Source organism: Vibrio sp. SCSIO 43133 (assembly GCF_023716845.1).
Lineage (GTDB): Bacteria > Pseudomonadota > Gammaproteobacteria > Enterobacterales > Vibrionaceae > Vibrio > Vibrio mediterranei.
Genome location: NZ_CP068025.1, coordinates 1,734,062 through 1,757,805 on the forward strand (window position 1 = coordinate 1,734,062; position 23,744 = coordinate 1,757,805).

A 23,744-nucleotide genomic window follows, 5' to 3' on the forward strand; every position below is an offset into this window, starting at 1 on the left:
TTGTGAGGCTTAATTTTAGGATCCGGGGTAAACGCCCGTTAGCCTTTGAACTCTCGAATGTACTTATAGATTGCATGGCGTGTAATACCCAAACGTTCAGAAGCTAACCCAGTAGCCTCTTTTAGTTCGAAAATACCATTATCAAATAGGACCTTAGTGATCGCCTTATTCTTGCTTTTTAGATTGATCGAAGCGTCGTTCTGCACTTCTTCAATCGCATGTTCAAGGGATTGCTCAATAACATCAGTAGCCGAAGAGCTAAAGTTTTCATGTACACCAACATGAGGTAATGAAGCATCTGGCATTAAAGTTTTGATAATTTCAGGGAAAGGGTGTGATAAGTTCATATTAATACAGAACAGCCCAATGGGTTTGCCATTTTCTCCTGCAAGCACACATGTTGTTGATTTTAATAGTGAGCCGTCTTTACTGTTAGTAAAGTAGCTTTTAGGAGTTACTTCCCCTGTCCTTTCGAATGCGCTTAGCATTCGCAATCCCATATCTGTGATTGGTGACCCCACTTCACGACCGGTGTGATGTCCGTTGACGATCTTCACTACGGACTTTTCAAAGCTCTCAAACGAGTGAATTACCACTTCACAGTGCGGACCGATAAAGTCTGCAATGGTTTCCGCTAGTCGAAAATTGGACTCAAGATATTGTCGATCAATTTCAGTGAACTTGACGTTAAATGACTTATAAGCTGATGCATTCATTATAGACCACTACTGTTAACTTTAACTTGAGATTCATTGTCCCTTGATGTTGGCTGGAAATCAACCCACGCATTAACTAAATGTAACCAATCTCATCTTATTTCGAATGTCTCTTAACCTTTTAGTTCACTAAAGGAAACTAAACTTGATGAAAATCAAAGTTAAAAGGGATTTTCAGTCTCAATAGTGAACAATAGTTAACTGTAGGATCCGGGTCACATTATTTAACTCAAATATCAGTAAACTGCCCTCATACCGTTCACAAATATTAACTATAAGACTTAATTGCTCCAGAGCTAAGTCTAATAAGAACAAGCAAAGAGGCTCCAATGAACAATTTTCTGAATCGTGGGTTTGACCAATCTGAATTTGAACACCGTACCCAACGTGCTCAAAAAGTCATGCATGACAAGAAGCTGGATGCAATGATTTTTACCACCGAGCCAAATGTTCGTTACTTTACTGGTTTTCATACTCAGTTCTGGCACAGCCCAACTCGCCCATGGTTTGTAATCGTGCCAGCGGAAGGCAAACCAATCGCGATTATTCCAGAAATCGGCGCCAGTGGTATGGCAGGTACTTGGATTGACAACATCATTACTTGGCCATCGCCTCGACCAGAAGATGACGGCATTAGTCTGGTAGCGAGTGCCTTGAACTCCTTGCCGTGTCGTCATGGCCGAGTTGGTGCGACATTGGGTATTGAATCCCACTTACGTATGCCGGTGAATAACTACCTACAACTGACCACCATGGTTAAGAAAGACTTTGTTGATGTGTCTTTAGAGATGCATGAGCTTCGTCAAATAAAGTCTCAAGCAGAGATCGAAAAAACACGAGAAATCTGCCGCATCACCAATGTTGGTTTCAAAAAGGTGCCGGAATATGCAAAAGCAGGGATGACGGAGCGTGAGATTTGCAAACAGTTCCGTATTGACATGCTGTTAGAAGGTGCCGATGAGTGCCCGTACATTATTGCAGGCTCAGGGCCGGACGGTTACGACAGCATCATTATGGGCCCAACAGACCGCATTATTGAGCCAGGCGATGTGTTGATCATTGATACCGGTGCCGTTCGCGATGGTTACTTCTCTGACTTTGACCGTAACTGGGCATTTGGACATGCGAGTGAGCAGACAAAAGCGGCATACCGAGCGACTTATGAAGCGACGACAAAAGGTTTTGAAGCTGCGAAGCCAGGCGCGACAACGACTGACATCTATAACGCGATGTGGAAAGTACTAGAAGCGAACGGTGCACTGGGTAATGACGTAGGTCGTCTGGGTCATGGTTTGGGCATGGAGCTGACAGAGCGTCCATCAAATACGGCGACGGATAACACCATTTTGAAGCCAGGCATGGTGATGACGCTAGAGCCGGGCATGGTTTACGCACCGGGTAAATCTATGGTTCACGAAGAAAACATTGTCATTACCGAAGATGGTGCGGAGTGGCTATCAGAGCGTGCGGAACCTGAACTGATCATTATCGATTAATCAATTATTTATAACGATAAGCCAACGCACGAAATTCGTGACGTTGGCAACAATATGAAACATAAAGGACTCAAAATGAACACAACAAATAAAGATACATTTTTAGGGTGGGTTGCCGCGATAGCAGTAGCATGTATTTGGGGCGTGACTGGTGTGGTCTCTAAACCTCTCTCTATGGCGGTAGATCCAATGACACTGGTATTCTTCCGTTATGTGACGGCGGTGATTGGGCTATCTATTATTTTCTTTTTCACGTCTCGCAGTAAAAGTTTAAGCGTTGATTTGGGTTCATCACTTAAAATCGACAAGAAAGATATTGGTCGAATCGCACTATGTGGCATTGTAGGGCAAGGGGTTTTCTCACTCTTTAATTTCCTTTCACTTGCTCATATCGGTGCCACAGAGAACGGTGTTATTCAGGGAATGCAACCTTTTGCAACGGTCTTCTTTGGCATGATGTTTATGAACTTCCGCATGAATAAAATCCAGTGGGGTGCGTTCATTGCATCGGCCATATGTATTTATGCGATGAGTGTTGGCCCAACAAACACGATTGAAGGTGGTACTCCGTTACTAGGTTATGTATATGTGACCTGCTCGATGCTAGCACTTGCTTGGACTGCACACCTTCGTGCTAGCTTAGCAGACAAGTACGGTTCTGTTGTTTCAATGCTTTACCAATACATTTCTGTAGCAGTGATGGGTATCTTCGTCGTATTCGCAATGGGTCTAGATCTATCTCAAATTTACATTATCTTCTCTAGTCCATTACTGATTGCACTACTGATTTTCTTGGGTACTGGCATTTCAGGTGGTAGTTACCTCATTCAACTTTACTCTTTCAAACGTATTGGCGTTGAAAAATCAACAATGGCTCTAAACCTAATGCCACTTGTTGGTTACCTTGTTGCGGTACTGACGCTGGGTGAACAAATGGCAATGGGCAAGACCATTATCGTCTCTCTAATTGTTGTCGCACTTTATGTCTTTACCAAATATGAGACTAAAGAAGAGCCAAAATCAGAAGAAAATTTGAAAGCTCAAGAAGCTTAAACTGAATCAAAAAATAATAATATGGGAAGCTATCTTGGGAGATAGCTTCTTTTCTGGAGAAAGATATGACCACAGAAACATCTGCAATTGAATGGCGTAGACACCTTCACCAATACCCTGAGTTTGGTACTGAAGAGTTTAAAACGTCTGAGTTTGTTGCTAACAAATTGGAAGAGTTTGGACTTGAAGTTCACCGTGGAATCGGTGGAACTGGGGTTGTAGGCATTCTTCGTCAAGGTACTAGTGATCGCAGTATTGGTCTTAGAGCAGATATGGACGCTTTAAGAATTAAAGAAGAAAACACGTTTTGTCACGCATCTAAACACGAAGGTGCCATGCACGCATGCGGACATGATGGTCATACTGCGATGCTACTTGGAGCTGCATGTGAATTGGCTCAAAGTAAGAACTTCGATGGTGTCGTGTACTTCATCTTCCAACCGGATGAAGAACGAGGCACTGGTGCAAAAGCTATGATTGCCGATGGCCTATTTACTCGTTGGAACATAGACGCGATATATGCAATGCATAATTTGCCTGGTATCCCAGCGGGTAAGTTTGTAACTCGTCCAAGTTCAGTTATGGCTAGCGAAAGTAGTTTTGAAATTGTTATCAACGCTACTGGTGGTCATGCAGCATTACCCCACATGGGAACCGATCCTATTGTGGTTGGCGCACAGGTTGTTACAGCGTTGCAGACTATTGTTTCTCGTAATTTAAGCGCTATCAACGAAACTGCGGTCATTTCAGTTACAAACTTTGAGACAAATGGCACGGTGAATGTTATTCCATCGCAAGTGACGATCACTGGTGATACGCGAAGTTTTACAGATGAAGCTCTTCACAAAATCGAGAAAGGGATTGAGCGTGTCGTGGCAGGTCAATGTATATCTGCTGGCGTTGATTACCAATATCACTTTAACAATAGTTTTCTTTCAACGATTAATACTGCAGAGGAAACAGAACATGCGATTAAAGCTGCAGAAACTGTTGTAGGAAAAGACAATGTTATTGGCAATTGTGAGCCATTTACCATTAGTGAGGACTTCTCCTTCATGCTACGCGAGGTAAAAGGTTGCTATATCTTAGTTGGTAATGGCGTCGGTGAATGTGGTGGAACCGCACTTCACAATCCACTTTATGATTTTAATGACGATATCTTGGGAACAGGTATGCGTTATTGGCAAACGTTAGTGGAACAGCAATTAGCTAAGTAATCGAATACAAAAAAGAGGAGCATTGGCTCCTCTTTTCTTATATATCGACTGTTAGCAGATAACTAAGCAGATAACTGACTAAACCTCGGCAAACTCTTAGCAAACCTCTGGTGCACATCCATGTAGGTTTGCATGTAGATCTCATCGATACTGTCAGCGCAAGGGAAGCTGGATGAGAAGTCGACATGTTTACGATCGATGGACAGTTTGGCTGCCTCGATAATATGAGCGACAAACATTCGAGGGTCTTCCAAACCGATGGAGATCCGCATTGTGGTTGGCTTGATACCAGCTTCATTTAGCGCTTCGTCGCTAAGTTCGGAGTGGGTCGTTAGGGCTGGGCAAAGCGCAACGGTGTTAGTTTGTCCCAGACTTACCTGCATACCGATAGCTGGCTCAAGCATGTCAAAGAACTGTTTGAACCCATCACGATTGATTGGTGCGCGATTGCCATTGCCTTCCATATCGATGGTAAACAGAGCCGCAGGCAAGCCCAAGTGCATGTTGTTCTGGCAGTGTTCGTAGTTATCACTGTTAGGTAGAGCTGGGCATGATACGTTGATGTCTGGGTGAGCATCGAAGATCTTCGCCAAGGTGAGAGTATTGATGGTTTTCTGCACCACACGCATTTCGTAAGTTTTCATACCATTGAGTACTTCAAATGCTTTGTCGGCGTCTAAGAATGCACCTTTAATGTAATACACATTCCAAAAGAGCGTTTCGTTCCATGGAATGATGACCTCATCGCCGTTAGGTTTGGTGAAGGTGACTTCTTCTCCTTTTGGTACAAACATGGCTTCGTTACGGCCGATGACGACCCCAGCGGTTGTGGTCCCTGAACCAGCTAGTTCTTTGGTGTAGGAATGAACTACGAAATCAGGTCGTTCCATCACGTCATCGCGTTTTAGCACTGGGTGCAGGAGCGGGGTACCAACCGTTGAGTCAACGATAATGTCCCAACCACGAAGGTGAGCCGCTTTACTGATGCTAGCAACATCTAAGACGTATCCATGTGGATTACAAGGTGACTCTAGATAAACGTATATTTTCTTACCAGCGGCAAGGCGGTCGGCGTATTTATCGGCAACCTCATCAAGACGAGCCGCAAACTCATCTCCGGAGTAACCATCGACCCATTCGACCGCTACATTCAAGTTTGAGGGTTTTCCAAACCAATCTTCTAATAGCTGATAAGACCCACCGTAGATGTTGCGTGATGCCAGCACAATATCTTCATGCCCAAGTAAGTGGCTCAACAACCCATCAATTGCCGCCATGCCAGAGTTAAAGTTCCATGCAAGGTACTCATTAGCTCTTGAGCCTGCCTCTAGGTCAACCATGTGGTTAGCCAGTGAGATTGATGTTGGGTTGAGCAGTCGAGAGTAAATATCGTGAAGCGGCTCTTTACCGTTGAATGCATCTTCAATCCATTCGGTACACGCAAACAAATATGTTGCGGTACGCGTAATCACAGGACTGGCTGAGAATATAGCGGCAACATTGTCGAAGATAGGGTAGGCACCCTTAGAGGCAAAATGACCATTATTGGTGGCAATGGATTGGTAAGTAGTGCGCATGGGGTTTTGCAGGTTGTCGAGGATCTTCGCGATCTGAAATGACAAAAATCGCTTGGCGTTAAACCAGGCGATTCGGTCACTTTTGTCGAGCTCTGAAAGTCCATCAACGGTCAATGCCCAAAGGTCGTGTGTTTTCGTGTTGGCTTTGTATAGTGTGGTCGCTAGTTCAACCAGCGTGGTGCCGTATTCACTATTTGGGTCGATGCCAAAGTGTTTTGCTTGCTCAATGGCAAGAGCTTCTGCTTGTTCGTGTTTGGTTGTTTTACGCAGCGGGCTAAGTTGAGTTGAGGTATTCATAGTTCCATCCTTTATTGTACCTCTTATAATTTTAGTGTTATAAAAATGTTAAAGATTGCGATTTGTGAAGTAACTCACCAACTTTGAGCAATTATATTGCGTATATTGGTTATAAATTGATGGAAAATGCTAATGGATGAGATCGACAAAAGAATACTGGCTGAGTTGCAACGCAACGCTCGGCTAACTAATCAAGAGTTGGCAGATCGGGTTGCTTTGTCGCCGTCCCCCTGTTTGCGCCGAGTTCGGTCCTTGGAGAAGCAAGGAGTCATTCGAGGTTATCATGCCAGTGTTGACCAAGAAGCGTGCGGGCTGCCTATTAATGTCTTTGTATTGGTGAAACTCGAAAAGCCGACAGAAGAGAACATGCGAGACTTTGAACATCACATTGAAATGATTGATGAAGTGTTGGAGTGCTTTTTGATGACGGGCAACCACGACTACTTGTTGCATGTAGTCAGTGAGTCGCTAAAAAGCTACGAGCAGTTTATCCGCAAGCAATTAACTCGCCTGCCAAATATCGCCTCCATCGAATCGAGCTTCGCCTTTGGTCAAGTAAAAGCAAAGACGAAGCTGCCAGTGAGATAAGTAAGTCCCATTAGTGTTTAGATTTAATGAGTGCTAAAGCTTTATCAAAATCAAATTCTTGTAGAGCACCATCAAGTTGCTTTAGTTGATTTTGGGTAAGCCCCAGTAATTGGCTTTGCTCTATGTTTTGCACTATCTCAAGTGCATCGGTATCGTTCTGCTCAATAGCGTTCTGTAATCTTTCATAGAGCGTTGGGTCAAAATTCGCTGTATGCTCAGGGTTATCGTTAGCCGCTGTATGAGAGTGTAAAACGCCACTCTCTCTTATTGCCTCAGTGGTTTGATTCAGAGCATTGAGTAGCTTCTTTTGAAGTTGTTCATTGTTGATATCAGATTCTAATGCACTACAGAGCTCAAATAACTCGTTCGCACCTATATTTCCTGAGACGCCTTTTAAGCTATGGATGTAACGTTTTAAATCGGAGGACGCTGCATTAGCGAGTTGTTCTCTAACTTGAGATAAATCAGAGTAGTGCTCATAAAAGCGTTGCAACAGTCGGCGATATAGCTGGTGGTTGTTATTCGCACGAGCAAGACCTTGGGACAAGGTGATGGTGTTAATGTCAGGAAGTTTCACTGGTTGAGTATTAACATTAGAGTCGGAGCTGGAAGTGCTTACTTCTGACCCAATTTCGCGTTGAGGCGAGGTGATCCATCGAGCAAGGGTGCTGAACATGATGCCTACATCGATTGGTTTAGCTATGATGTCGTTCATCCCTGATTGGTAGGCGCGTTCTCTATCACGCTCCATCACGTCGGCGGTCATGGCAATGATAGGGATAGCTCGGTCATTGAGTGTGTTTCTTATTATCTCTGTTGCGCTGTAGCCATCGAGTACAGGCATTTGGCAGTCCATAAGAATGCCATCGAACGTCATTTGTTTATACAAGTCGATCGCGACTTGCCCATTTTGAGCTACGGTGACTTGGATGTTTTGGCTTTCCAAAAGTTCTACCGCTAATTCTTGGTTAATTTCGTTGTCTTCAACGAGTAATAGATGAGCTCCTGCTAGGTGTTGGACATTAGCCAAATGGGTTTGCTGCTCAAGCTCGTCACGGCTGCTACGGTGGTTTTCTATATCATATAAGCCAACTATCGCATCGAACAAGTGAGAGGCCGTTACTGGCTTATCGAGAATACTTGGTACGATAAGGCCACGCTCTTGAACTGAGTCAGCCAGAAGCTGGCGATCATAGGCTGTGAGCATCAAGATTTTAGGATTGAGGGACTCAGATTGCTGGATAGCATGAATGAGTTCAACTCCATCTTTACCGGGCATCTGCCAATCCGTAATAACCACATCAAATGCCGAATCTGATTGTGCAGCGTGATTGAGTGCGTCGATTGCGCTATCAACTCCATTAGCGCTTCGAACATTAAAGTTGAGTGATTGCAGAATATCTTCAACGATAAGGCGCGCACTGGCGTTGTCATCCACAATCAGGATGTTGAGGTGGTTCAATGATGTTGGCACGACAATCGGTTTGGTTTCTAGCACTTGGCTGCGCTTCATGTTAATTGTGAACTCAAAGGTTGAGCCTTCGCCAAATTGACTCCTAACCTCAATGTCTCCGCCCATCAACAAACAAAGCTCCTTACTGATGGCTAAGCCTAATCCGGTTCCCCCATACTTGCGTGTGGTGGAACTATCGGCTTGGGTGAACTTATTGAAGAGCTTTTGAGTTTGTTCTGGTGTCATTCCAATGCCAGTGTCAGAGACCGCAAATCTTAACGTGACATCGTCATTCTCTAAGTTGTCTGCGGTGATAGTGATTTTGACTTCGCCTTGTTCGGTAAACTTCACAGCGTTATTGGCAAGATTGGTCAAGATTTGCCCCAATCTTAATGGGTCACCGTAAAGTGCTGTTGGTACGTCTTTTGAAGTATGAATAAGCAGCTCTAAACCCTGCTCCGACGCCTTAAGCCCAACCAAATTAGAAATATTGTCCAAGACGTTTTCGAGTCTAAAATCTACGTGCTCAATGTCGAGTTTACCCGCTTCGATTTTTGAGAAATCGAGAATGTCGTTGATAAGTCCGAGTAAGGTATCAGCCGACAGCTTTACTTTTTGAATATAGTTGCGTTGTGCCTTAGTTAAATCTGTTTTTAAAGCGAGGTAACTCATGCCTATGATGGCGTTCATTGGGGTTCTGATCTCATGGCTCATGTTCGCCAAAAAATCCGATTTAGCTTGGTTTGCGTAGTCTGCTTCATCTCTGGCAATAGCGAGCTTATCGGCAGACTTTTCAAGCGCAGCGTGGGATTTATTGGCGAGCAAAACAATAAAAACTATGGTGCTCATGAAAATGATGCCACCGATGGCAAGATAGAAAGAGATTTGAGATGAGTTCTCTACAATGTTTTGCTGGTGTTCAAAATCAGGTTCAATAACTTTGAAGGCTTTCAGATAGGCATTATCAAGCGCCGATGATTGTTGGGCGATAGCTTGTTTCTGCGTAAATAACTGTTCGAATAAAGCGAGATATTGCGTCAACTGCCCCTTAATTTTCCCAAGCGTTTGTTGTTGGGTCGCATCTGAAATATGCGGTATCAAATCTGCCAATCGTTGTTGGCTCTCTTTGATAGTTCCTTCAATTTGCTCGGCAATATCTTGCTGTTCGTTGAGTGTTTGTACCAAGGAGAAGTCGCGTTCGTACTGAGTGGTATCGCTAAATAGGGAACGTAATGTCAGCAATTGAGCGGTAGTGGAGAGTTTGACGTTGGTTTGTTGTTGTATGTCATTTAGTTCTTGTTGATAGGCGGCTAACTCTTTTTGTAAGCTCGTTCTCAGCACTACACTCGCTCGTGTAAACTCTTCCCCCGCCGAATCGATCTGGGCGGCGATGTGCTGCTGCATTGGGGCGGTAACTAGTTTGAGGTTTCTGAGCTGAATGACCGCAGTTAAATACCGATTTCGAGCGTTATCAACCAGTGTCAGTTTGTCCTTAGCAGCCTGCGTAACCATCTTTGGTTGCAGAGCTCTAATTTGGTTACGCACTTCATTGAGGCCAAATTGCAGTTGTTTGTAATCTTCATTATTCGGTTCGAGGATAAAAGACTTTTCATGACTTCGAATTGTAGAAATACGACTTGCTAAATGATGGCTTTCAATAGCGATTTGAGCACTAGCATCAATGTGTTGACGCATGCTTTCGACTAACGCGACCTGTTTTTCTATCGAGACTTTAAGATCGACCTGCATCTCTTCTACATCATAAATAGACGTGTCCGAATTTGAGGTAAGAGCAACGCGGGTGGTTCTTTCTTGGTCGTTAAGTTCTACGTATTCGGTAAAAGTCGTCTTGTAATCTTGAAGTAGCGCCTTTACTTCTTGATTGACCTGCTCGGAAAGCTGGGAATCGGCAAGCAGGTAGGCCATATCAATATGTTCAAAGGTTTTTTCAGCCTGCGGATGGGTGGGCGATAGTGCGTAATTGCGCTCATGCAGCTTAATGCTATCTATGGCGGCACGAAGTTGAGCGCTTTGAGCGTAATTGTCGACAGTTTCAAAACGAAGATTGAGTTTTGACCAACCTATTGACCCGGCTATCACCAATAATGTCACTGCGATGAAAAAGCCAATAAGAATGCGTTTTGAGTCGAGATTTTGTCCGATAGGAAAATTCATGGAAATCCTTTAAACCAATGTAGTTCTAGTCTTTATAAGCATCTCGAATGGCGAGAATATCATCCAATTTACTGATGAAAATTGGTACTAAACTTGGATCGAAGTGAGTTCCTGCATCGCGCTCTAGTAATGCGAGCGTTTCCTCAATGGACCAAGCCTTTTTATAGGGACGCACACTGGTCAGTGCGTCAAACACATCGGCTATTGCGACGATTCTTGCACTAAGCGGGATTTGCTCTCCTTTCAATTGGTTGGGGTAGCCACTGCCGTCCCATTTTTCATGATGGTTTAACGCAATTTCTTGCGCCATTTGTAATAGCAGCGAATCGCTGTCACCAATAATGTCACCACCAATTTCGACATGCTTCTGCATGACGGCCCATTCGTCGACATCGAGTTTACCTGGCTTTCTTAACACGTTATCTGGAATACCAATTTTGCCGATGTCGTGCATTGGTGCGGCTTGAAATACCAGCTCAACCCAGCGCTTACTAACGTTTAGTTGTGAGGCGAGAATGCGTGAGTAGTGGCTCATCCGCACTACGTGCATACCAGTCTCGTTATCTTTGTACTCTGCTGCTCGTCCCAAGCGTTGGATGACTTCCAAACGGCTTTGTTCAAGCTGAGCCGTTCTTTCACGTACTTTGATAGCAAGTTCGAGATTTTGATCGTACAGCGCAATATGTGTCTTCACTCGAGCTAACACAATGGGTGGACTAATGGGTTTGGTAATATAGTCCACCGCGCCCAACTCAAAGCCTTTCTGCTCGTCGACCACTTCACTTTTCGCGGTGACAAAAATAATAGGAATATCAGCGGTTAGTGGATTGGCTTTTAGTGTCTCGCAAACCTCATAACCGTCCATTTCGGGCATCATGATATCGAGCAATATCATATGAGGTTTAGGTGTGGAGAGGGCGATTTGTATAGCTTTCGCGCCGCTTGTCGCCGCTTTCACTTTGTAATGTTCATTCAAAGAGCCAGCAATGGCATGGATATTATCGGGAATGTCATCAACGACAAGCACCACAGGTTTTTCTTGGTTGTCTGTATGCATAAGTACGAGTCCTTGTACCGAAAATGCAGAGATAAGGCTTTTAAGAATAGACAAGGTTTCGTATGTGTTACAAACAATTAGCTCACTATGAGAATAATATCGCACCAAGATTTGCTTTAACGATTAGGGGAAGCTTCATGATGCAGCCATTCCATTTTCTCATAGAGGTTGATAATTATTCGTTTGTAAAAATGCCATATTAGAACAAAAATTAACCAATAAAGGATAAGTGGTTAACTGAGGGCGGCTGCGTGGGTAGTGTATTTCACCGACATTGTTCAGATACTTTGCCAAAAGTGAGCTTTGGCGAAGGCGTGTATTTGATTGATTCAGAAGGTCGATATTATTTAGATGGATGCGGAGGGGCGGCGGTCTCCAACCTTGGTCACAACCATCAGCGAGTAAAAGCGGCGATTCAAGCTCAATTAGAGACTATTCCATATGCTCATACAGGGTTCTTTACCAGTGAAAGCAGTGAGAAATTAGCGCAGCGAATCGTGTCGTTAGCCCCAGAATCTTTGCAGCATGTGTACTTTGTTAGTGGTGGTTCAGAAGCGGTGGAGTCAGCGCTTAAAATGGCACGCCAGTATTACGTTGAGCGCGGTATGGTGTCCAAAACTCAATTTATCGCAAGGCGACAAAGTTACCATGGAAATACATTAGGGGCGCTCTCTGTTGGAGGCAATGAGTGGCGACGAGAACCGTTTCGTCCTCTGCTTTCCTCTGCTCACCATATTGCGCCTTGTTATGCCTATCGTGACCAATTGGCGTCAGAAACTGAAGACCAATACAGTCAGCGTATTGCCAATGAACTTGAAGCGAAGATACTCGAACTTGGGGCGGAAAATGTGATGGCATTTATCGCCGAACCCGTCGTAGGGGCAACTGCGGGGGCAGTACCTGCGACTCAGGGCTATCTGCAGCGCATAAGAGAGATTTGTGACCAATATGATGTATTGCTGATTTTAGATGAAGTGATGTGTGGAGTCGGCCGAACGGGGTCTTTCTTCGCATTTGAGCAAGACGAAGTAGTACCCGATATTGTGACCATGGCGAAAGGTCTGGGAGCTGGATATCAGCCCATTGGCGCTGTACTTGTTCACGAAAAAATCTATCAGGAAATAGCCAATGGTTCCGGTTTTTTTCAGCATGGTCATACCTTTATGGGACACCCAATGGCGTGTGCGGCGGCACTCGCGACTGTGGAAACCATCATAGAAGATAACTTACTAGCTCAGGTGGTTTCTAAAGGGGAAATGCTTAAGCAAAAGCTTTTCGAAGCGTTGGGGAATCTCGATATGATTGGTGATATTCGAGGTAGAGGATTGTTTATCGGCATTGAATTGGTTTCTGACAAACATTCAAAATCCCCGCTTGCTATCCAAACTCAAGCGCACAAATGGATTAAATCGTTGGCGATGGAGAATGGTTTAATGTGTTACCCAATGGCTGGGACGATCGACGGTACACACGGTCACCATATTTTACTTGCGCCTCCGTTTATTATTAGTGAGATCGAAATGGATGAACTGGTGACCAAGCTGAAAAAAACGCTACTGTTAGCAGAAGAAAAGTGGGCCTGCTTATGAGTAACCTAACAATGCCATCGCAGTCGGCTATTATCGTTGCGCCTAATGGCGCAAGAAAAACGCAGAAAGATCATCCTGCACTGCCCGTCACTCGTGGAGAGATTATCCAAGATGTTATTGCTTGCCGAAGTGCAGGTGCCGCAATGGTACATCTACATGCTCGCAATGAAAAAGGGCTGCACTCGTTAGACGTTGCAGACAACCTCCCGCTGTATAACGAACTAAAAGATGCTGTTGGAGATAGCATTATGGTGCAATTAACAACAGAAGCGGTGGGCCAATATCAACCTGAGCAACAAAGGCAATTGATCAAAGCCGTCAAACCAGAAGCGGCGTCATTTGCGTTAAGTGAGTTGATTCCAAATGATGAACACTTGAGCGAGTCGGCCGAGTTTTTTCATTGGGTTGCACAGCAAGGCATTATTGCTCAATACATTCTTTACAGTGCTGACGATCTTGATCGTTATTTTCGACTGATTGATCAAAAGGTCTTGCCTGATCACGACCATCACCTATTACTTGTTCTCGGACGCTATAAGCAAGGACAAGTAGCAACACCTCAAGATCTTGTGCCATTTCTTAGTTGTCGATTATTTGAACTGCGTCACCGTTGGGCGGTCTGTGCGTTTGGTCAATTTGAACACAATTGTTTAACGGCTGCTATGCTTATGGGGGCTGACGTTAGAGTTGGGTTTGAAAATAATCATTATGACAATCAAGGTGCTATTGCTACAAACAATGCATCTTTAGTGAACCAGCTTTGTAAGACGTCAGCGGCGCTTAATATAAATTTACTGAGCGCTACTGAATTTAGAAACAGTCTTGCCATTCGCCAGTAATTAAGGAGTTTACTGGTTTCTGAACCCTACGACAGGAAAGGAATAACTATGACCAAATTAAAAACCATGTTGACCGTGTCTGCTGCATGTATTGCCATGGGAGGAGCAACTCTCGCGCAGGCAGAAGACCGATTTGTAACTATCGGAACCGGTGGCGTAACAGGGGTTTACTATCCAACGGGTGGTGCTATTTGTCGTCTTGTAAATAAAAACCGAGCTGAATTCGGTGTGCGTTGTTCGGTAGAAAGTACCGGCGGTTCGATATACAACATCAATACCATTCGAGCTGGCGAATTGGATTTAGGTATAGCCCAGTCAGACTGGCAATATCATGCATACAATGGCACCAGTAAGTTTGCGGAAGCTGGTCCATATAAAGATCTTAGAGCGGTATTCTCTGTTCACGCTGAACCATTCACTGTGGTGGCGCGTGCGGATTCTGGTATTGAAAGCTTCGAAGATCTTAAAGGTAAGCGAGTCAATATCGGTAACCCTGGTTCCGGTCAGCGCGGGACTATGGAAGTCTTGATGCAAGGTTACGGTTGGGACAAAGATGTATTCAAACTGACTTCAGAGCTAAAAGCATCTGAGCAGTCTAAAGCACTGTGTGACAACAAAATCGACGCAATGATCTACACCGTAGGTCACCCAAGTGGTGCGATTAAGGAAGCGACAACGTCTTGTGATAGCCGCATTGTATCGGTAACTGGACCAGTGGTAGATAAGTTGGTTGAAGACAATAGCTTCTACCGTAAAGCGACTGTTCCGGGTGGTATGTATAACGGTAATCCAGACGATGTGATGACGTTTGGTGTGGGTGCAACATTCGTTACGTCTACTGCCGTGCCTGATGATGTGGTTTATGCCATCGTTAAGTCTGTATTTGAAAACTTTGATGATTTCAAACGTCTTCACCCTGCTTTCGCTAACCTGAAGAAAGAAGAAATGATCAAAGATGGTTTGTCAGCACCATTGCATCCAGGTGCCGTGAAGTACTACAAAGAAGCGGGTTTGATGGACTAACAAACTCTTGTAATGCAACACTCTTCAAAGCCCAGCGATGTAATGCTGGGCTTTTTTATTAATGGTCGTGGGGTCACTGTGACTAGCAACGAAACTGCTCTTCTAGCCATTGGTTGAACAGATAGACTAGCTTGTTGTCGCGACGATGATTTGGGGTGATGGCATAGTAACCGTACTGACTCACTAAACTAAGAGCGAGAGGGTTACTCAACTGCTTTGCTTCAATTAAAGGGTCGACCATAAAATCAGGAAGAAGAGCGAGCCCACAGTTTGCTTTTACAGCCTCCAAAGACATAAAGAAATGCTCGAATCCGACGCCATAAAAATTCATCGGTGTATCAGGGCAAAATTGATTTCGAAACTTTTCCCATAGTTGCGGTCGAGTAATATGAGGAATAAATTGGTAAACTTCCAAATCTTGGTGGCTACGAATAGGATGACGCTCGATAAGATCTGTTGAGCCGACCAAGCGCAGCGTCTCTATGTGTAGCAGAGTGGCATTTTCGTAATGGGTAGCGATTGGTAAACAGCGGATTATGATGTCACTTCGCGCGTTCAAGCCTTTAATGGGACCATCACCTGTTTTTAGGTTGATTCGTATACTGGCGTTTTGCGACCGAAAGTCTTGCAATGCGTTGATCAACCACAAGCTGGCAAAAGATGGCGTGACATCAAGGTTTAATACCGCCTCGTTGTTTTCAGACTGCTTGAGCCTTGCCGTTGCAGATTGAACACTTTCCAAGGCTTCGATAATACTTGGCAAATATTGCTCACCAATAGATGTAAGTCGAATCCCATCAATGTGTCGCTCAAACAGTGCTTGACCAAGTTGCTGCTCTAGTGCCGCGATTTGTTTACTGACGGCTCCTTGAGTTACACACAGCTCCTGTGCAGCCTTTGAAAAACTGAGGTTGTGCGCCACTGCCACGAAGGTTTTGAGCGCTTTGATAGAAGGTAAGCCTGAGCTGCTACTCATAGTGTTTTCCCGAACTTGTCTACTTGATACCTCGACGATGAATATCAGAGATGCTAATTACGCCAACACACTCATCGCGTTCATTGACAACAGGTAGTGCTGAAATGGCATTATCAAGCATTAAGTTCAACGCATCGTATGCTTTTACTCGCGCACTTGTTTGTTTGCCGTTGGTGGTCATATGCTGTTCAATTTTGTCTTCTAGAACGGCGCCATTGGCGAGTGCTCGTCTTAAATCTCCGTCCGTGAAGACACCTACAAGCGTCGTTTGACGACAAATGGCGATAAGCCCTTTACCACTCTCACATAGTACGCTGATCGCTTCTGCTAAGCTTTGTTCTGGTTGGCAAATGGCATTGTGTTCAAACTCGGAGATTACGTTGCCGACTGTCGTAAGTAGTTTCGCTCCGAGAGCACCAGCAGGGTGAGACTGTGCAAAATCAATACTGTCGAATTTGCGAATTTTCATTGCTGTAATCGCTAAAGCATCACCCATGATTAATGTGTTGACTGCGCTGGATGTTGGAGCGAGTCCGAGTGGACATGCTTCGCTGTCTATGGCGATGTTGACCACACAATCACTGTTCTGCGCCAAATGAGATGAAGTGTTGCCAGTCATACCGATGATAGAAATCCCGCGCTCTTTTAATATCGGCAGCATAGTCTTAAATTCGGCAGATTCGCCTGAGTTTGAAATCAAGATCACTAAGTCTCCTTTAGTGATCATCCCTAGGTCTCCGTGAAGTGCTTCCGCCGGATGAACGAAAAAGGCAGGTGAACCCGTTGAAGCCAGTGTTGCGGCCATCTTCTTGCCAATGTGCCCAGACTTGCCTATTCCAGACACAATTATCTTGCTTTGACAGTTAACGATGTGCGACACCGCTTGCGCAAAATTGTCCTCCAATCGTCCCAATAGCTTCTGAGCTTCTGCTATCTCGGCATTAATGACTTGTGTGGCGTATTCGATGACTTCTGTCTTGACGACTTGCATGGCGATGTGTCCTACGAGCTGAACGATATAGATATTGCTGCCTAGTGTTTCACACCTCTGGTAAAGAGCAAGTTGTAATTTTCATTATTTTCATTATTGGGATCTCTCTCAATCTTGGTGTCTAGTTGAAAGTTAAGATTTTCATTTCATGGAAAGGAATGCAGAACGATTGGCTGTTATTGAAATCTGATTCAAAGGAGGTGTTTGTATGTATATGATTTTTAAAGGTATATACTCTCTCGCGCTCAATTCCATCTCTTTTATTACTTTCATTATTTTTATTTTTTCTTTCATTTATTTTGTGATTTGAATCAATAAATGAAAAATATTAACTTTCAAAATGAAAATAATAATGAAAAAGTAAAAAGGCAATCAGCACTTATCCTTGAAACAAAAGAGGTCAACATGGACTTTATAATTCACTCAGCGGAATGGTTTATCGGGCTATTCCAACAAGGCGGAGAGGTCTTTACCGGAATGGTAACAGGCATACTTCCTCTCTTAATTTCATTACTTGTCGCCATGAACGCATTGATACGTCTCGTTGGACAAGACAAAGTAGAAAAACTGGCACAGCGTAGTGCTGGCAACCCTGTATCTCGTTATCTGGTTCTGCCTGTTGTCGGTACCTTCATTTTCTGTAACCCAATGACGTTGAGCTTGGGTCGTTTTCTTCCTGAGAGATACAAACCTTCTTACTACGCGGCTTCTTCGTACAGTTGCCACTCCATGAATGGCCTGTTCCCTCACATTAACCCTGGTGAATTGTTTGTTTACCTTGGTATCGCTAACGGTATTACTCAGCTGGGTCTACCACTAGGTCCTCTAGCTGTGAGTTATCTACTAGTCGGCATGGTAACTAACTTCTTTAGAGGTTGGGTGACTGACTTTACTACTGCAATGGTAGAGCGTCAGCAAGGTGTTCAACTAGAACGTACTGTTCACTTCCAATCATAAGAGGCCTGTGTCATGTCAAACTCATTAATTATTAATAAAGGTAATGGCGGCTGGGGTGGTCCTCTATGTTTGCCAATCGAAGCAGGCAAGAAAATTGTCTACATCACTGGTGGTACTCGACCAGATATCGTTGACCGTATTGCCGAACTGACGGGTTATGAAGCAGTAGATGGTTTCAAAACTTCAGTACCAGATGAAGAGGTTGCTGTCGCGATTATTGACTGTGGTGGGACGTTACGTTGTGGTTTATATCCGAAGAAACGTATTCCAACAGTAAACATTCACTCGACAGGGCAAAGTGGTCCTCTAGCGCAATACATCAAAGAAGATATCTACGTCTCTGGTGTGAAACCGGAGAACATTCAGCTTTCTGATGCGCAACCAACAGTGACCCTAACTCCGGAGCCAGCAGCAAACGAGTCAGCTCGTTTTGCGACGGACAAAAAACTGACTGAACAAAGCGATAGCCTGTTGGCACGTATCGGTATTGGTATGGGCTCGGTCATGTCGACGTTTTTCCAAGCTGGCCGTGACACGATTGATACTGTATTGAAAACCATTCTGCCATTCATGGCGTTTGTATCCATGCTTATCGGCGTAATCATGGCTTCAGGCTTCGGTGATTTGATCGCGTCAGCGCTGACACCATTAGCACAAAGTCCATTTGGTCTCGTTACTCTAGCTCTGATCTGTTCTTTCCCGCTGCTATCACCGTTCTTAGGCCCTGGTGCAGTAATCGCACAGGTTATCGGTGTGCTTGTCGGTGTACAAATCGGTGCAGGCAATATCCCTCCGCACTTAGCGTTACCAGCATTATTTGCGATTAACGCACAAGCGGCGTGTGACTTTATCCCTGTTGGTCTTGGCTTAGCAGAAGCAAAACCGCGAACTGTCGAAATTGGCGTTCCATCAGTACTTTACTCGCGATTCTTAACTGGTGCTCCAACCGTATTAGTCGCTTGGTTTGTATCAATGTTCATCTATCAATAAGTAAAACAGTAACTCCCAAAGGAATCTAAAAATGACCAAATTATACCAATCAACCATCAAGCATGTCGGTGAACTCGCAGAAGAAGCGTTGGCAGACAACATGATGATTCTATTCGGTGAAATGGCACCGGCAGATGCCGCTGAGTACTGTTTTATCCACTCTCACGATAGCTTGAAAGGCAATATTAATGTGGGCGGAACGTTACAGCTTGGTTCGAATGAATACCCAATCACTGCTGTTGGTGAGGTGGTGAATAAGAACCTTTCAGAACTCGGTCACATCACGATTCGGTTCGATAGCTTGAACGAAGCGGAATATCCAGGGTGTTTGCATGTGAGCGGATCTGTTCCTCACTGCAACATCGGAGAAACCATCTCTTTCTCATAAGGTTAACTAGATTCCAATCGGTATTTTGGCCTCTGCAGATGCTTTGAAACACTCTCCCAAAGTGGAATGTAGAGGCCCTTTTTAAAGAATTAAATTTGTAAGAATGTCGGAGTATTTATGTGTAAAACAGCGTTAGTAGTCGGTGGCGGACAAACATTGGGTGCCTTTTTATGTGAAGGCTTGGCAGCAGATGGCTATCGCGTAGCCGTAGCAGATTTAAACGGTGATAATGCTCAGCAGATTGCTGATAAGATTAATCAAACTTATGGCGAAGGCATGGCGTTTGGTATTGCCGCCGACGCGACCGATGAGATGTCGGTTATCAATATGACCAAAAGTGTGGACGAGGTGTTTGGTAGAATCGATTTGATGGTTTACAGTGCAGGCACTGCTACCGCCGCCAAAATTGACACCTTCCCTATGGATGCATGGCAACGCTCATTAAGTGTTAATCTAACAGGTTACTTCCTGTGTGCACGTGAAGCGTCAAAAGTCATGATTCGTGAAAATCGTGGTGGACGCATTATTCAAATTAACTCTAAATCAGGCAAAGTTGGGTCGAAACACAACAGTGGTTATTCGGCGGCTAAATTTGGTGGCGTTGGCTTGACGCAATCTTTAGCTCTTGATTTGGCTGAGCACAAAATTACCGTGCATTCATTAATGCTAGGTAACTTGCTACAGAGCCCTATGTTCCAATCACTGAAGCCTCAATATGCGAAAAAACTGGGTGTCAGTGAAGAGGAAGTTGAGCAAATTTATATTGATAAAGTGCCGCTAAAAGCAGGCTGCGATTATCAAGATGTATTGAACGTACTGAAGTTTTACGCGAGTGAACAAGCCGCGTACTGTACAGGACAATCGATTAATATCACTGGCGGACAGGTGATGTTCTAGTTCCCCCACTAGGTGATGTCTTGTGCTCCTGATGCTACGTTAGGTAGCAATTTCAAGGGCAGAATATCTGCCCTTATTTAAACAGTTAGAGAGGTGTTTTGTGGACTCAACAACTACATTAATTCTAGTGGCCATTGTGGCTTGGATTGGTCAAATTGCTTTGGGATTTTTTCAAATCCGCTCTTTCAATCGAATGGTTCAATCTATGTCACAGAAAGGGCATGTAAAGATCGGCAGAACTAAAAGTCGTTGGAAGGCGAGAACGCTCATTGTGGTTGCTGAGAATGACCAACAAACCATAGTGGATGCCAAAGTCCTAAATGGAATCTCTGTTTTTGCTAGACCTAAGACTTTGGACAAAATTGTTGGGCTAAGTTACCCATTATCCGCTGCGGTAATGAATGAACTAGCGAAAGGGACGCAAGAAGCCATCTCTGTTGCCTACGAAGGTTAACTAGGTCGCAGAATGTACCAAGAAATATAAACTTAGGTTTCTTTCTTTCACAGTGAAAGGGAAATTGTGTATAGTTTAAAAAAAATTAGTGATGGTGCATATGAACATTGAAAATAGACGTCAGAAGTTGGTGAACTATCTGAAACACGAGGGTAAGACCTCGGTAAATGATTTGGCAAACATTTTTGAAACATCAGGAGCGACCATTCGTACGGATTTGCGGACATTGGAAGAGGAAGGGTTGGTTGTAAGACGCTATGGGAGCGCAGAAGCTTGTGGTGCAAGTAAGATTGGTCAAGCCTCAATCGAGGATCGGTCAATGGATGAGAAGCAGACCTTGAATCTCGACCTCAAATCCGCCATTGCAAAGAAAGCGTGTGAGCTTATACGTGATGGTGATTCTATAATACTCGACTGCGGTAGTACTACATTACAAATGGTTCCTCATTTGGAAGATAAACTAGCGCTCACTCTAATGACCAATAGCATGCACATTGTAAACGCGATGGCACAATTAGAGCGCGAGCATACCGTGATTATTCCAGGCGGTACCTATCGTCGTATCTCTGCTTCATTTCATGGCAAATTGGCTGAACAAGCTTTTAGTCAGTTCACTTTTGACAAGCTATTTATCGGTGCTGATGGCTTTGATCTTAACAGTGGGACGACCACATACAATGAAGCTTATCAAGTGAGCCAAGCAATGTACGAGGCGGCCAACGAAGTGATTGTCGTTTTAGATAGCAACAAATTTGGTCGTCGTAGCCCTAATGTTGTTGTGCCTTTGAAAGACATCGATGCCGTTATTACCGATAGTAATATTTCTCCAGAACATCTAGCAGAGCTAGAATCAAACAATATCAAAGTTTATCTCGTCTAATGTACTTCCCCCAGTGATACTGTAGGAATCTTGCCTACAGTATCTCCGTCGCAAAACTCCTCCTTGTTTACGCATTTACTTTTACATTAAGTGATATATTTTTTCACATAAAAAGTTAATTGGTGACTCCCTTCACGTTGCGAAAGTATATCTCTTTCATTTTGATAATGATAAGAGGAACAATATGGTTCAAAGTGTAAGGAGGATAACTTTGGACTACATGATTCTAGGCGCAGAATGGTTTATTGGACTATTCGAAAAAGGGGGCGAGGTTCTTTCTGATATGGTCACTGGCATCTTGCCGTTATTGGTCTGTCTGCTTGTCGCCATGAATGCACTTATTCGTTTTATTGGTCAACATAGAATTGAAAGGTTAGCGACAAAGTGTGCAGGCAATCCAGTATCTCGTTATTTGGTTTTACCTTTTATTGGGACTTTCATTTTTTGTAATCCAATGACACTAAGTCTTGGACGTTTTCTTCCTGAAAAGTACAAACCCTCTTATTACGCGGCTGCATCTTACAGTTGCCACTCCATGAACGGCATGTTCCCTCACGTCAATCCGGGGGAGTTGTTTATCTATTTAGGTATTGCTGCCGGAATCACTCAGCTTAATCTGCCGTTGGCCCCGCTTGCTGTCAGCTATTTGTTTGTTGGTTTAGTGACTAACTTTTTTCGAGGTTGGATCACTGATTTGACGACAAGCATCATCTGCAAACAACAAGGCAGGGCGCTATCTGACAAGGTCGAAATTTCTAAGGAGGGCTCATGAGCATGATGTTAAAAGTCTCTGCGGGAAATGGAGGCTGGGGTGGTCCACTGTTTGTGCCTATTATTGCCGGAAAGAAAATTCTCTACGTGACCGGAGGAACCAAACCTGATTTGGTCACTGCCTTAGAAAATCTAACGGGATTGGAGAGTGTCGACGGTTTTAGACAGGTGCTTGAAGATGAGGATGTTGCATTAGCGGTTGTCGACTGCGGAGGAACGTTGCGATGTGGGCTGTATCCTAAAAAAGGCATCCCGACATTAAACATCCACGCGACAGGGCAAAGTGGTCCTCTTGCTCAATTCATCAAAGCAGATATCTATGCCTCTTCGGTAACTCCTCAGTGTATCGAATTGGTTGAAGGTGAATCCAATAGCCACGCTGAGCCGGTTAGCCAATCTGAGACGCCTCCTCAATACGATACGTCTCAGAAGTTAAGCGCCCAGTCGGATGGGTTGATCGCTAAGGTCGGGGTTGGCATGGGCTCGGTCATGTCGGTTTTTTATCAAGCTGGCCGTGACACTATCGACACGGTGCTTAAAACTATTCTGCCCTTTATGGCATTTGTTTCCATGCTGATTGGCGTCATCATGGCATCGGGGATTGGTGATGTGATTGCCAACCTGCTGTCGCCGTTGGCACAGAATCCTTTGGGACTGGTGACGTTGGCATTGATCTGCTCTTTTCCGTTACTTTCACCATTTTTAGGCCCTGGGGCAGTGATCGCTCAAGTTATTGGTGTGTTAGTTGGGGTACAAATTGGTGCGGGACATATTCCACCTCATTTGGCGCTTCCAGCTCTGTTTGCAATTAACGCTCAAGCTGCGTGTGATTTTATACCTGTAGGACTTGGACTGGCAGAAGCTAAGCAAGAAACGGTAGAAATTGGTGTGCCTTCGGTGCTTTATTCTCGCTTCCTGACGGGGGCTCCAACAGTCCTGTTTGCTTGGTTCGTCTCAATGTTTATTTATCAATAAGGGATGATGATGGGTTATCAATTTCGAGCCAATATTGTGAGCGTCGGAGAGTTTGCACAAGAGGCGCTTCAAGATGATATGTTGATACTGTTTAATGATTCTGCGCCAGACGATGTGGCTGACTACTGCTTTATTCATGATCAAGCGGAGTACTCTGGCGAACTGTCTACTGAAAGCACCTTATTGATTGATGATGAACCCTATGTGGTGACCTCTGTAGGTAGTGCGGCAAATATCAACCTGAAAAACCTAGGTCATATCACTATTAAGTTTGACGGAAACCTCACTCCAGACCTCGCAGGTACGGTCCATGTACTTGGAAGGAAAAAACCGCAGCTGGAATCGGGTGTGTCGTTGATTTTTGGTTAGTGTGTTAATTGGAACG

At 44.3% G+C, this 23,744-nt stretch carries 22 protein-coding genes; 16 read left to right on the forward strand and 6 right to left on the reverse strand.

The features are described 5' to 3' along the window. Positions 1–38 precede the first annotated feature (38 nt). Entirely contained in the window at positions 39–716 is a 678-nt protein-coding gene (locus JKJ11_RS24660) for a helix-turn-helix transcriptional regulator (RefSeq protein ID WP_252039481.1), read from the reverse strand. 329 nt (positions 717–1,045) lie between these two features. Here JKJ11_RS24660 and JKJ11_RS24665 point away from each other — a divergent pair, with 329 nt between their 5' ends. From JKJ11_RS24665 to JKJ11_RS24675, 3 genes are all read left to right on the forward strand, one after another. After that, the gene (locus JKJ11_RS24665) at positions 1,046–2,212 is read left to right on the forward strand and encodes a M24 family metallopeptidase (protein ID WP_006070080.1); all 1,167 of its coding nucleotides are present in this window, start codon (positions 1,046–1,048) and stop codon (positions 2,210–2,212) included. 75 nt (positions 2,213–2,287) lie between these two features. Continuing rightward, positions 2,288–3,265 (forward strand): DMT family transporter, encoded by a 978-nt coding sequence (locus tag JKJ11_RS24670; RefSeq protein WP_006070079.1) that lies wholly within the window; start codon positions 2,288–2,290, stop codon positions 3,263–3,265. Between the two features lie 65 nt (positions 3,266–3,330). Further along, complete coding sequence (locus JKJ11_RS24675; protein WP_240205733.1) at positions 3,331–4,482, forward strand: M20 aminoacylase family protein; 1,152 nt, start codon at positions 3,331–3,333, stop codon at positions 4,480–4,482. A 62-nt stretch (positions 4,483–4,544) separates the two neighbouring features. Here JKJ11_RS24675 and JKJ11_RS24680 read toward each other — a convergent pair whose 3' ends face one another. After that, positions 4,545–6,356: a trans-sulfuration enzyme family protein gene (locus JKJ11_RS24680; RefSeq protein ID WP_252039482.1), complete on the reverse strand. Its 1,812-nt coding sequence runs from the start codon at positions 6,354–6,356 to the stop codon at positions 4,545–4,547. A gap of 132 nt (positions 6,357–6,488) precedes the next feature. On the opposite strand from JKJ11_RS24680, the gene JKJ11_RS24685 reads away from it, so the two are divergent. Next, positions 6,489–6,944, forward strand: coding sequence for an Lrp/AsnC family transcriptional regulator (locus JKJ11_RS24685; protein ID WP_252039483.1), 456 nt, complete (start codon positions 6,489–6,491; stop codon positions 6,942–6,944). A 10-nt stretch (positions 6,945–6,954) separates the two neighbouring features. Here the strand turns inward: JKJ11_RS24685 and JKJ11_RS24690 are convergent, their stop codons facing one another. Together JKJ11_RS24690 and JKJ11_RS24695 are read right to left on the reverse strand one after the other, a co-directional pair. After that, entirely contained in the window at positions 6,955–10,572 is a 3,618-nt protein-coding gene (locus JKJ11_RS24690; RefSeq protein WP_252039484.1) for a response regulator, read from the reverse strand. Positions 10,573–10,597: 25 nt separating this feature from the next. Continuing rightward, complete coding sequence (locus JKJ11_RS24695) at positions 10,598–11,629, reverse strand: response regulator (RefSeq protein ID WP_252039485.1); 1,032 nt, start codon at positions 11,627–11,629, stop codon at positions 10,598–10,600. A gap of 251 nt (positions 11,630–11,880) precedes the next feature. On the opposite strand from JKJ11_RS24695, the gene JKJ11_RS24700 reads away from it, so the two are divergent. The 3 genes from JKJ11_RS24700 to JKJ11_RS24710 are packed head-to-tail and all read left to right on the forward strand — an operon-like array spanning position 11,881 to position 15,080. After that, complete coding sequence (locus JKJ11_RS24700; protein ID WP_252039486.1) at positions 11,881–13,218, forward strand: aspartate aminotransferase family protein; 1,338 nt, start codon at positions 11,881–11,883, stop codon at positions 13,216–13,218. Further along, a complete protein-coding gene (locus JKJ11_RS24705) occupies positions 13,215–14,057 on the forward strand; it encodes a beta-keto acid cleavage family enzyme (protein WP_252039487.1) in 843 nt (280 codons plus the stop codon). The genes JKJ11_RS24700 and JKJ11_RS24705 overlap by 4 nt, the downstream gene beginning before the upstream one ends. Positions 14,058–14,105: 48 nt before the next feature. Continuing rightward, on the forward strand, positions 14,106–15,080 hold the full coding sequence (locus JKJ11_RS24710; RefSeq protein ID WP_006070071.1) for a TAXI family TRAP transporter solute-binding subunit: 975 nt from the start codon (positions 14,106–14,108) through the stop codon (positions 15,078–15,080). A gap of 82 nt (positions 15,081–15,162) precedes the next feature. Here the strand turns inward: JKJ11_RS24710 and JKJ11_RS24715 are convergent, their stop codons facing one another. Together JKJ11_RS24715 and JKJ11_RS24720 are read right to left on the reverse strand one after the other, a co-directional pair. Further along, positions 15,163–16,056, reverse strand: a complete 894-nt coding sequence (locus tag JKJ11_RS24715) for a LysR family transcriptional regulator (protein ID WP_252039488.1) — start codon at positions 16,054–16,056, stop codon at positions 15,163–15,165. 19 nt (positions 16,057–16,075) lie between these two features. Continuing rightward, complete coding sequence (locus tag JKJ11_RS24720; protein WP_038230744.1) at positions 16,076–17,047, reverse strand: KpsF/GutQ family sugar-phosphate isomerase; 972 nt, start codon at positions 17,045–17,047, stop codon at positions 16,076–16,078. A 405-nt stretch (positions 17,048–17,452) separates the two neighbouring features. On the opposite strand from JKJ11_RS24720, the gene srlA (JKJ11_RS24725) reads away from it, so the two are divergent. The 9 genes from srlA (JKJ11_RS24725) to JKJ11_RS24765 all read left to right on the forward strand — a co-directional run bounded on the left by srlA (JKJ11_RS24725) (position 17,453) and on the right by JKJ11_RS24765 (position 23,728). Then, the gene (srlA, locus tag JKJ11_RS24725) at positions 17,453–18,004 is read left to right on the forward strand and encodes a PTS glucitol/sorbitol transporter subunit IIC (protein WP_038230885.1); all 552 of its coding nucleotides are present in this window, start codon (positions 17,453–17,455) and stop codon (positions 18,002–18,004) included. A gap of 12 nt (positions 18,005–18,016) precedes the next feature. Beyond that, positions 18,017–18,994 carry a PTS glucitol/sorbitol transporter subunit IIB gene (gene srlE / locus JKJ11_RS24730; protein ID WP_006075329.1) on the forward strand — a complete coding sequence of 326 codons (978 nt, stop codon included), beginning with the start codon at positions 18,017–18,019 and terminating at the stop codon, positions 18,992–18,994. 31 nt (positions 18,995–19,025) lie between these two features. Then, entirely contained in the window at positions 19,026–19,382 is a 357-nt protein-coding gene (locus JKJ11_RS24735; RefSeq protein WP_006075328.1) for a PTS glucitol/sorbitol transporter subunit IIA, read from the forward strand. Positions 19,383–19,499: 117 nt separating this feature from the next. Further along, positions 19,500–20,279 (forward strand): sorbitol-6-phosphate dehydrogenase, encoded by a 780-nt coding sequence (gene srlD / locus JKJ11_RS24740; protein ID WP_006075327.1) that lies wholly within the window; start codon positions 19,500–19,502, stop codon positions 20,277–20,279. A 100-nt stretch (positions 20,280–20,379) separates the two neighbouring features. Beyond that, positions 20,380–20,733 carry a transcriptional regulator GutM gene (locus JKJ11_RS24745; protein WP_006075326.1) on the forward strand — a complete coding sequence of 118 codons (354 nt, stop codon included), beginning with the start codon at positions 20,380–20,382 and terminating at the stop codon, positions 20,731–20,733. A 100-nt stretch (positions 20,734–20,833) separates the two neighbouring features. Further along, the gene (gene srlR / locus JKJ11_RS24750; RefSeq protein ID WP_038230883.1) at positions 20,834–21,613 is read left to right on the forward strand and encodes a glucitol operon DNA-binding transcriptional repressor SrlR; all 780 of its coding nucleotides are present in this window, start codon (positions 20,834–20,836) and stop codon (positions 21,611–21,613) included. Between the two features lie 211 nt (positions 21,614–21,824). Further along, entirely contained in the window at positions 21,825–22,385 is a 561-nt protein-coding gene (srlA, locus tag JKJ11_RS24755; protein WP_306305461.1) for a PTS glucitol/sorbitol transporter subunit IIC, read from the forward strand. Continuing rightward, entirely contained in the window at positions 22,382–23,359 is a 978-nt protein-coding gene (srlE, locus tag JKJ11_RS24760) for a PTS glucitol/sorbitol transporter subunit IIB (RefSeq protein WP_038230741.1), read from the forward strand. The genes srlA (JKJ11_RS24755) and srlE (JKJ11_RS24760) overlap by 4 nt, the downstream gene beginning before the upstream one ends. Positions 23,360–23,368: 9 nt before the next feature. Next, positions 23,369–23,728 carry a PTS glucitol/sorbitol transporter subunit IIA gene (locus JKJ11_RS24765; protein WP_286036756.1) on the forward strand — a complete coding sequence of 120 codons (360 nt, stop codon included), beginning with the start codon at positions 23,369–23,371 and terminating at the stop codon, positions 23,726–23,728. Positions 23,729–23,744: the final 16 nt, after the last annotated feature.

Coding starts and splice junctions, on each gene's coding strand:
- JKJ11_RS24660 (WP_252039481.1), bottom strand. CDS start 716: ATGAATGCATCAGCTTATAAGTCATTTAACGTCAAGTTCACTGAAATT.
- JKJ11_RS24665 (WP_006070080.1), top strand. CDS start 1,046: ATGAACAATTTTCTGAATCGTGGGTTTGACCAATCTGAATTTGAACAC.
- JKJ11_RS24670 (WP_006070079.1), top strand. CDS start 2,288: ATGAACACAACAAATAAAGATACATTTTTAGGGTGGGTTGCCGCGATA.
- JKJ11_RS24675 (WP_240205733.1), top strand. CDS start 3,331: ATGACCACAGAAACATCTGCAATTGAATGGCGTAGACACCTTCACCAA.
- JKJ11_RS24680 (WP_252039482.1), bottom strand. CDS start 6,356: ATGAATACCTCAACTCAACTTAGCCCGCTGCGTAAAACAACCAAACAC.
- JKJ11_RS24685 (WP_252039483.1), top strand. CDS start 6,489: ATGGATGAGATCGACAAAAGAATACTGGCTGAGTTGCAACGCAACGCT.
- JKJ11_RS24690 (WP_252039484.1), bottom strand. CDS start 10,572: ATGAATTTTCCTATCGGACAAAATCTCGACTCAAAACGCATTCTTATT.
- JKJ11_RS24695 (WP_252039485.1), bottom strand. CDS start 11,629: ATGCATACAGACAACCAAGAAAAACCTGTGGTGCTTGTCGTTGATGAC.
- JKJ11_RS24705 (WP_252039487.1), top strand. CDS start 13,215: ATGAGTAACCTAACAATGCCATCGCAGTCGGCTATTATCGTTGCGCCT.
- JKJ11_RS24710 (WP_006070071.1), top strand. CDS start 14,106: ATGACCAAATTAAAAACCATGTTGACCGTGTCTGCTGCATGTATTGCC.
- JKJ11_RS24715 (WP_252039488.1), bottom strand. CDS start 16,056: ATGAGTAGCAGCTCAGGCTTACCTTCTATCAAAGCGCTCAAAACCTTC.
- JKJ11_RS24720 (WP_038230744.1), bottom strand. CDS start 17,047: ATGCAAGTCGTCAAGACAGAAGTCATCGAATACGCCACACAAGTCATT.
- srlA (WP_038230885.1), top strand. CDS start 17,453: ATGGACTTTATAATTCACTCAGCGGAATGGTTTATCGGGCTATTCCAA.
- srlE (WP_006075329.1), top strand. CDS start 18,017: ATGTCAAACTCATTAATTATTAATAAAGGTAATGGCGGCTGGGGTGGT.
- JKJ11_RS24735 (WP_006075328.1), top strand. CDS start 19,026: ATGACCAAATTATACCAATCAACCATCAAGCATGTCGGTGAACTCGCA.
- srlD (WP_006075327.1), top strand. CDS start 19,500: ATGTGTAAAACAGCGTTAGTAGTCGGTGGCGGACAAACATTGGGTGCC.
- srlR (WP_038230883.1), top strand. CDS start 20,834: ATGAACATTGAAAATAGACGTCAGAAGTTGGTGAACTATCTGAAACAC.
- srlE (WP_038230741.1), top strand. CDS start 22,382: ATGAGCATGATGTTAAAAGTCTCTGCGGGAAATGGAGGCTGGGGTGGT.
- JKJ11_RS24765 (WP_286036756.1), top strand. CDS start 23,369: ATGGGTTATCAATTTCGAGCCAATATTGTGAGCGTCGGAGAGTTTGCA.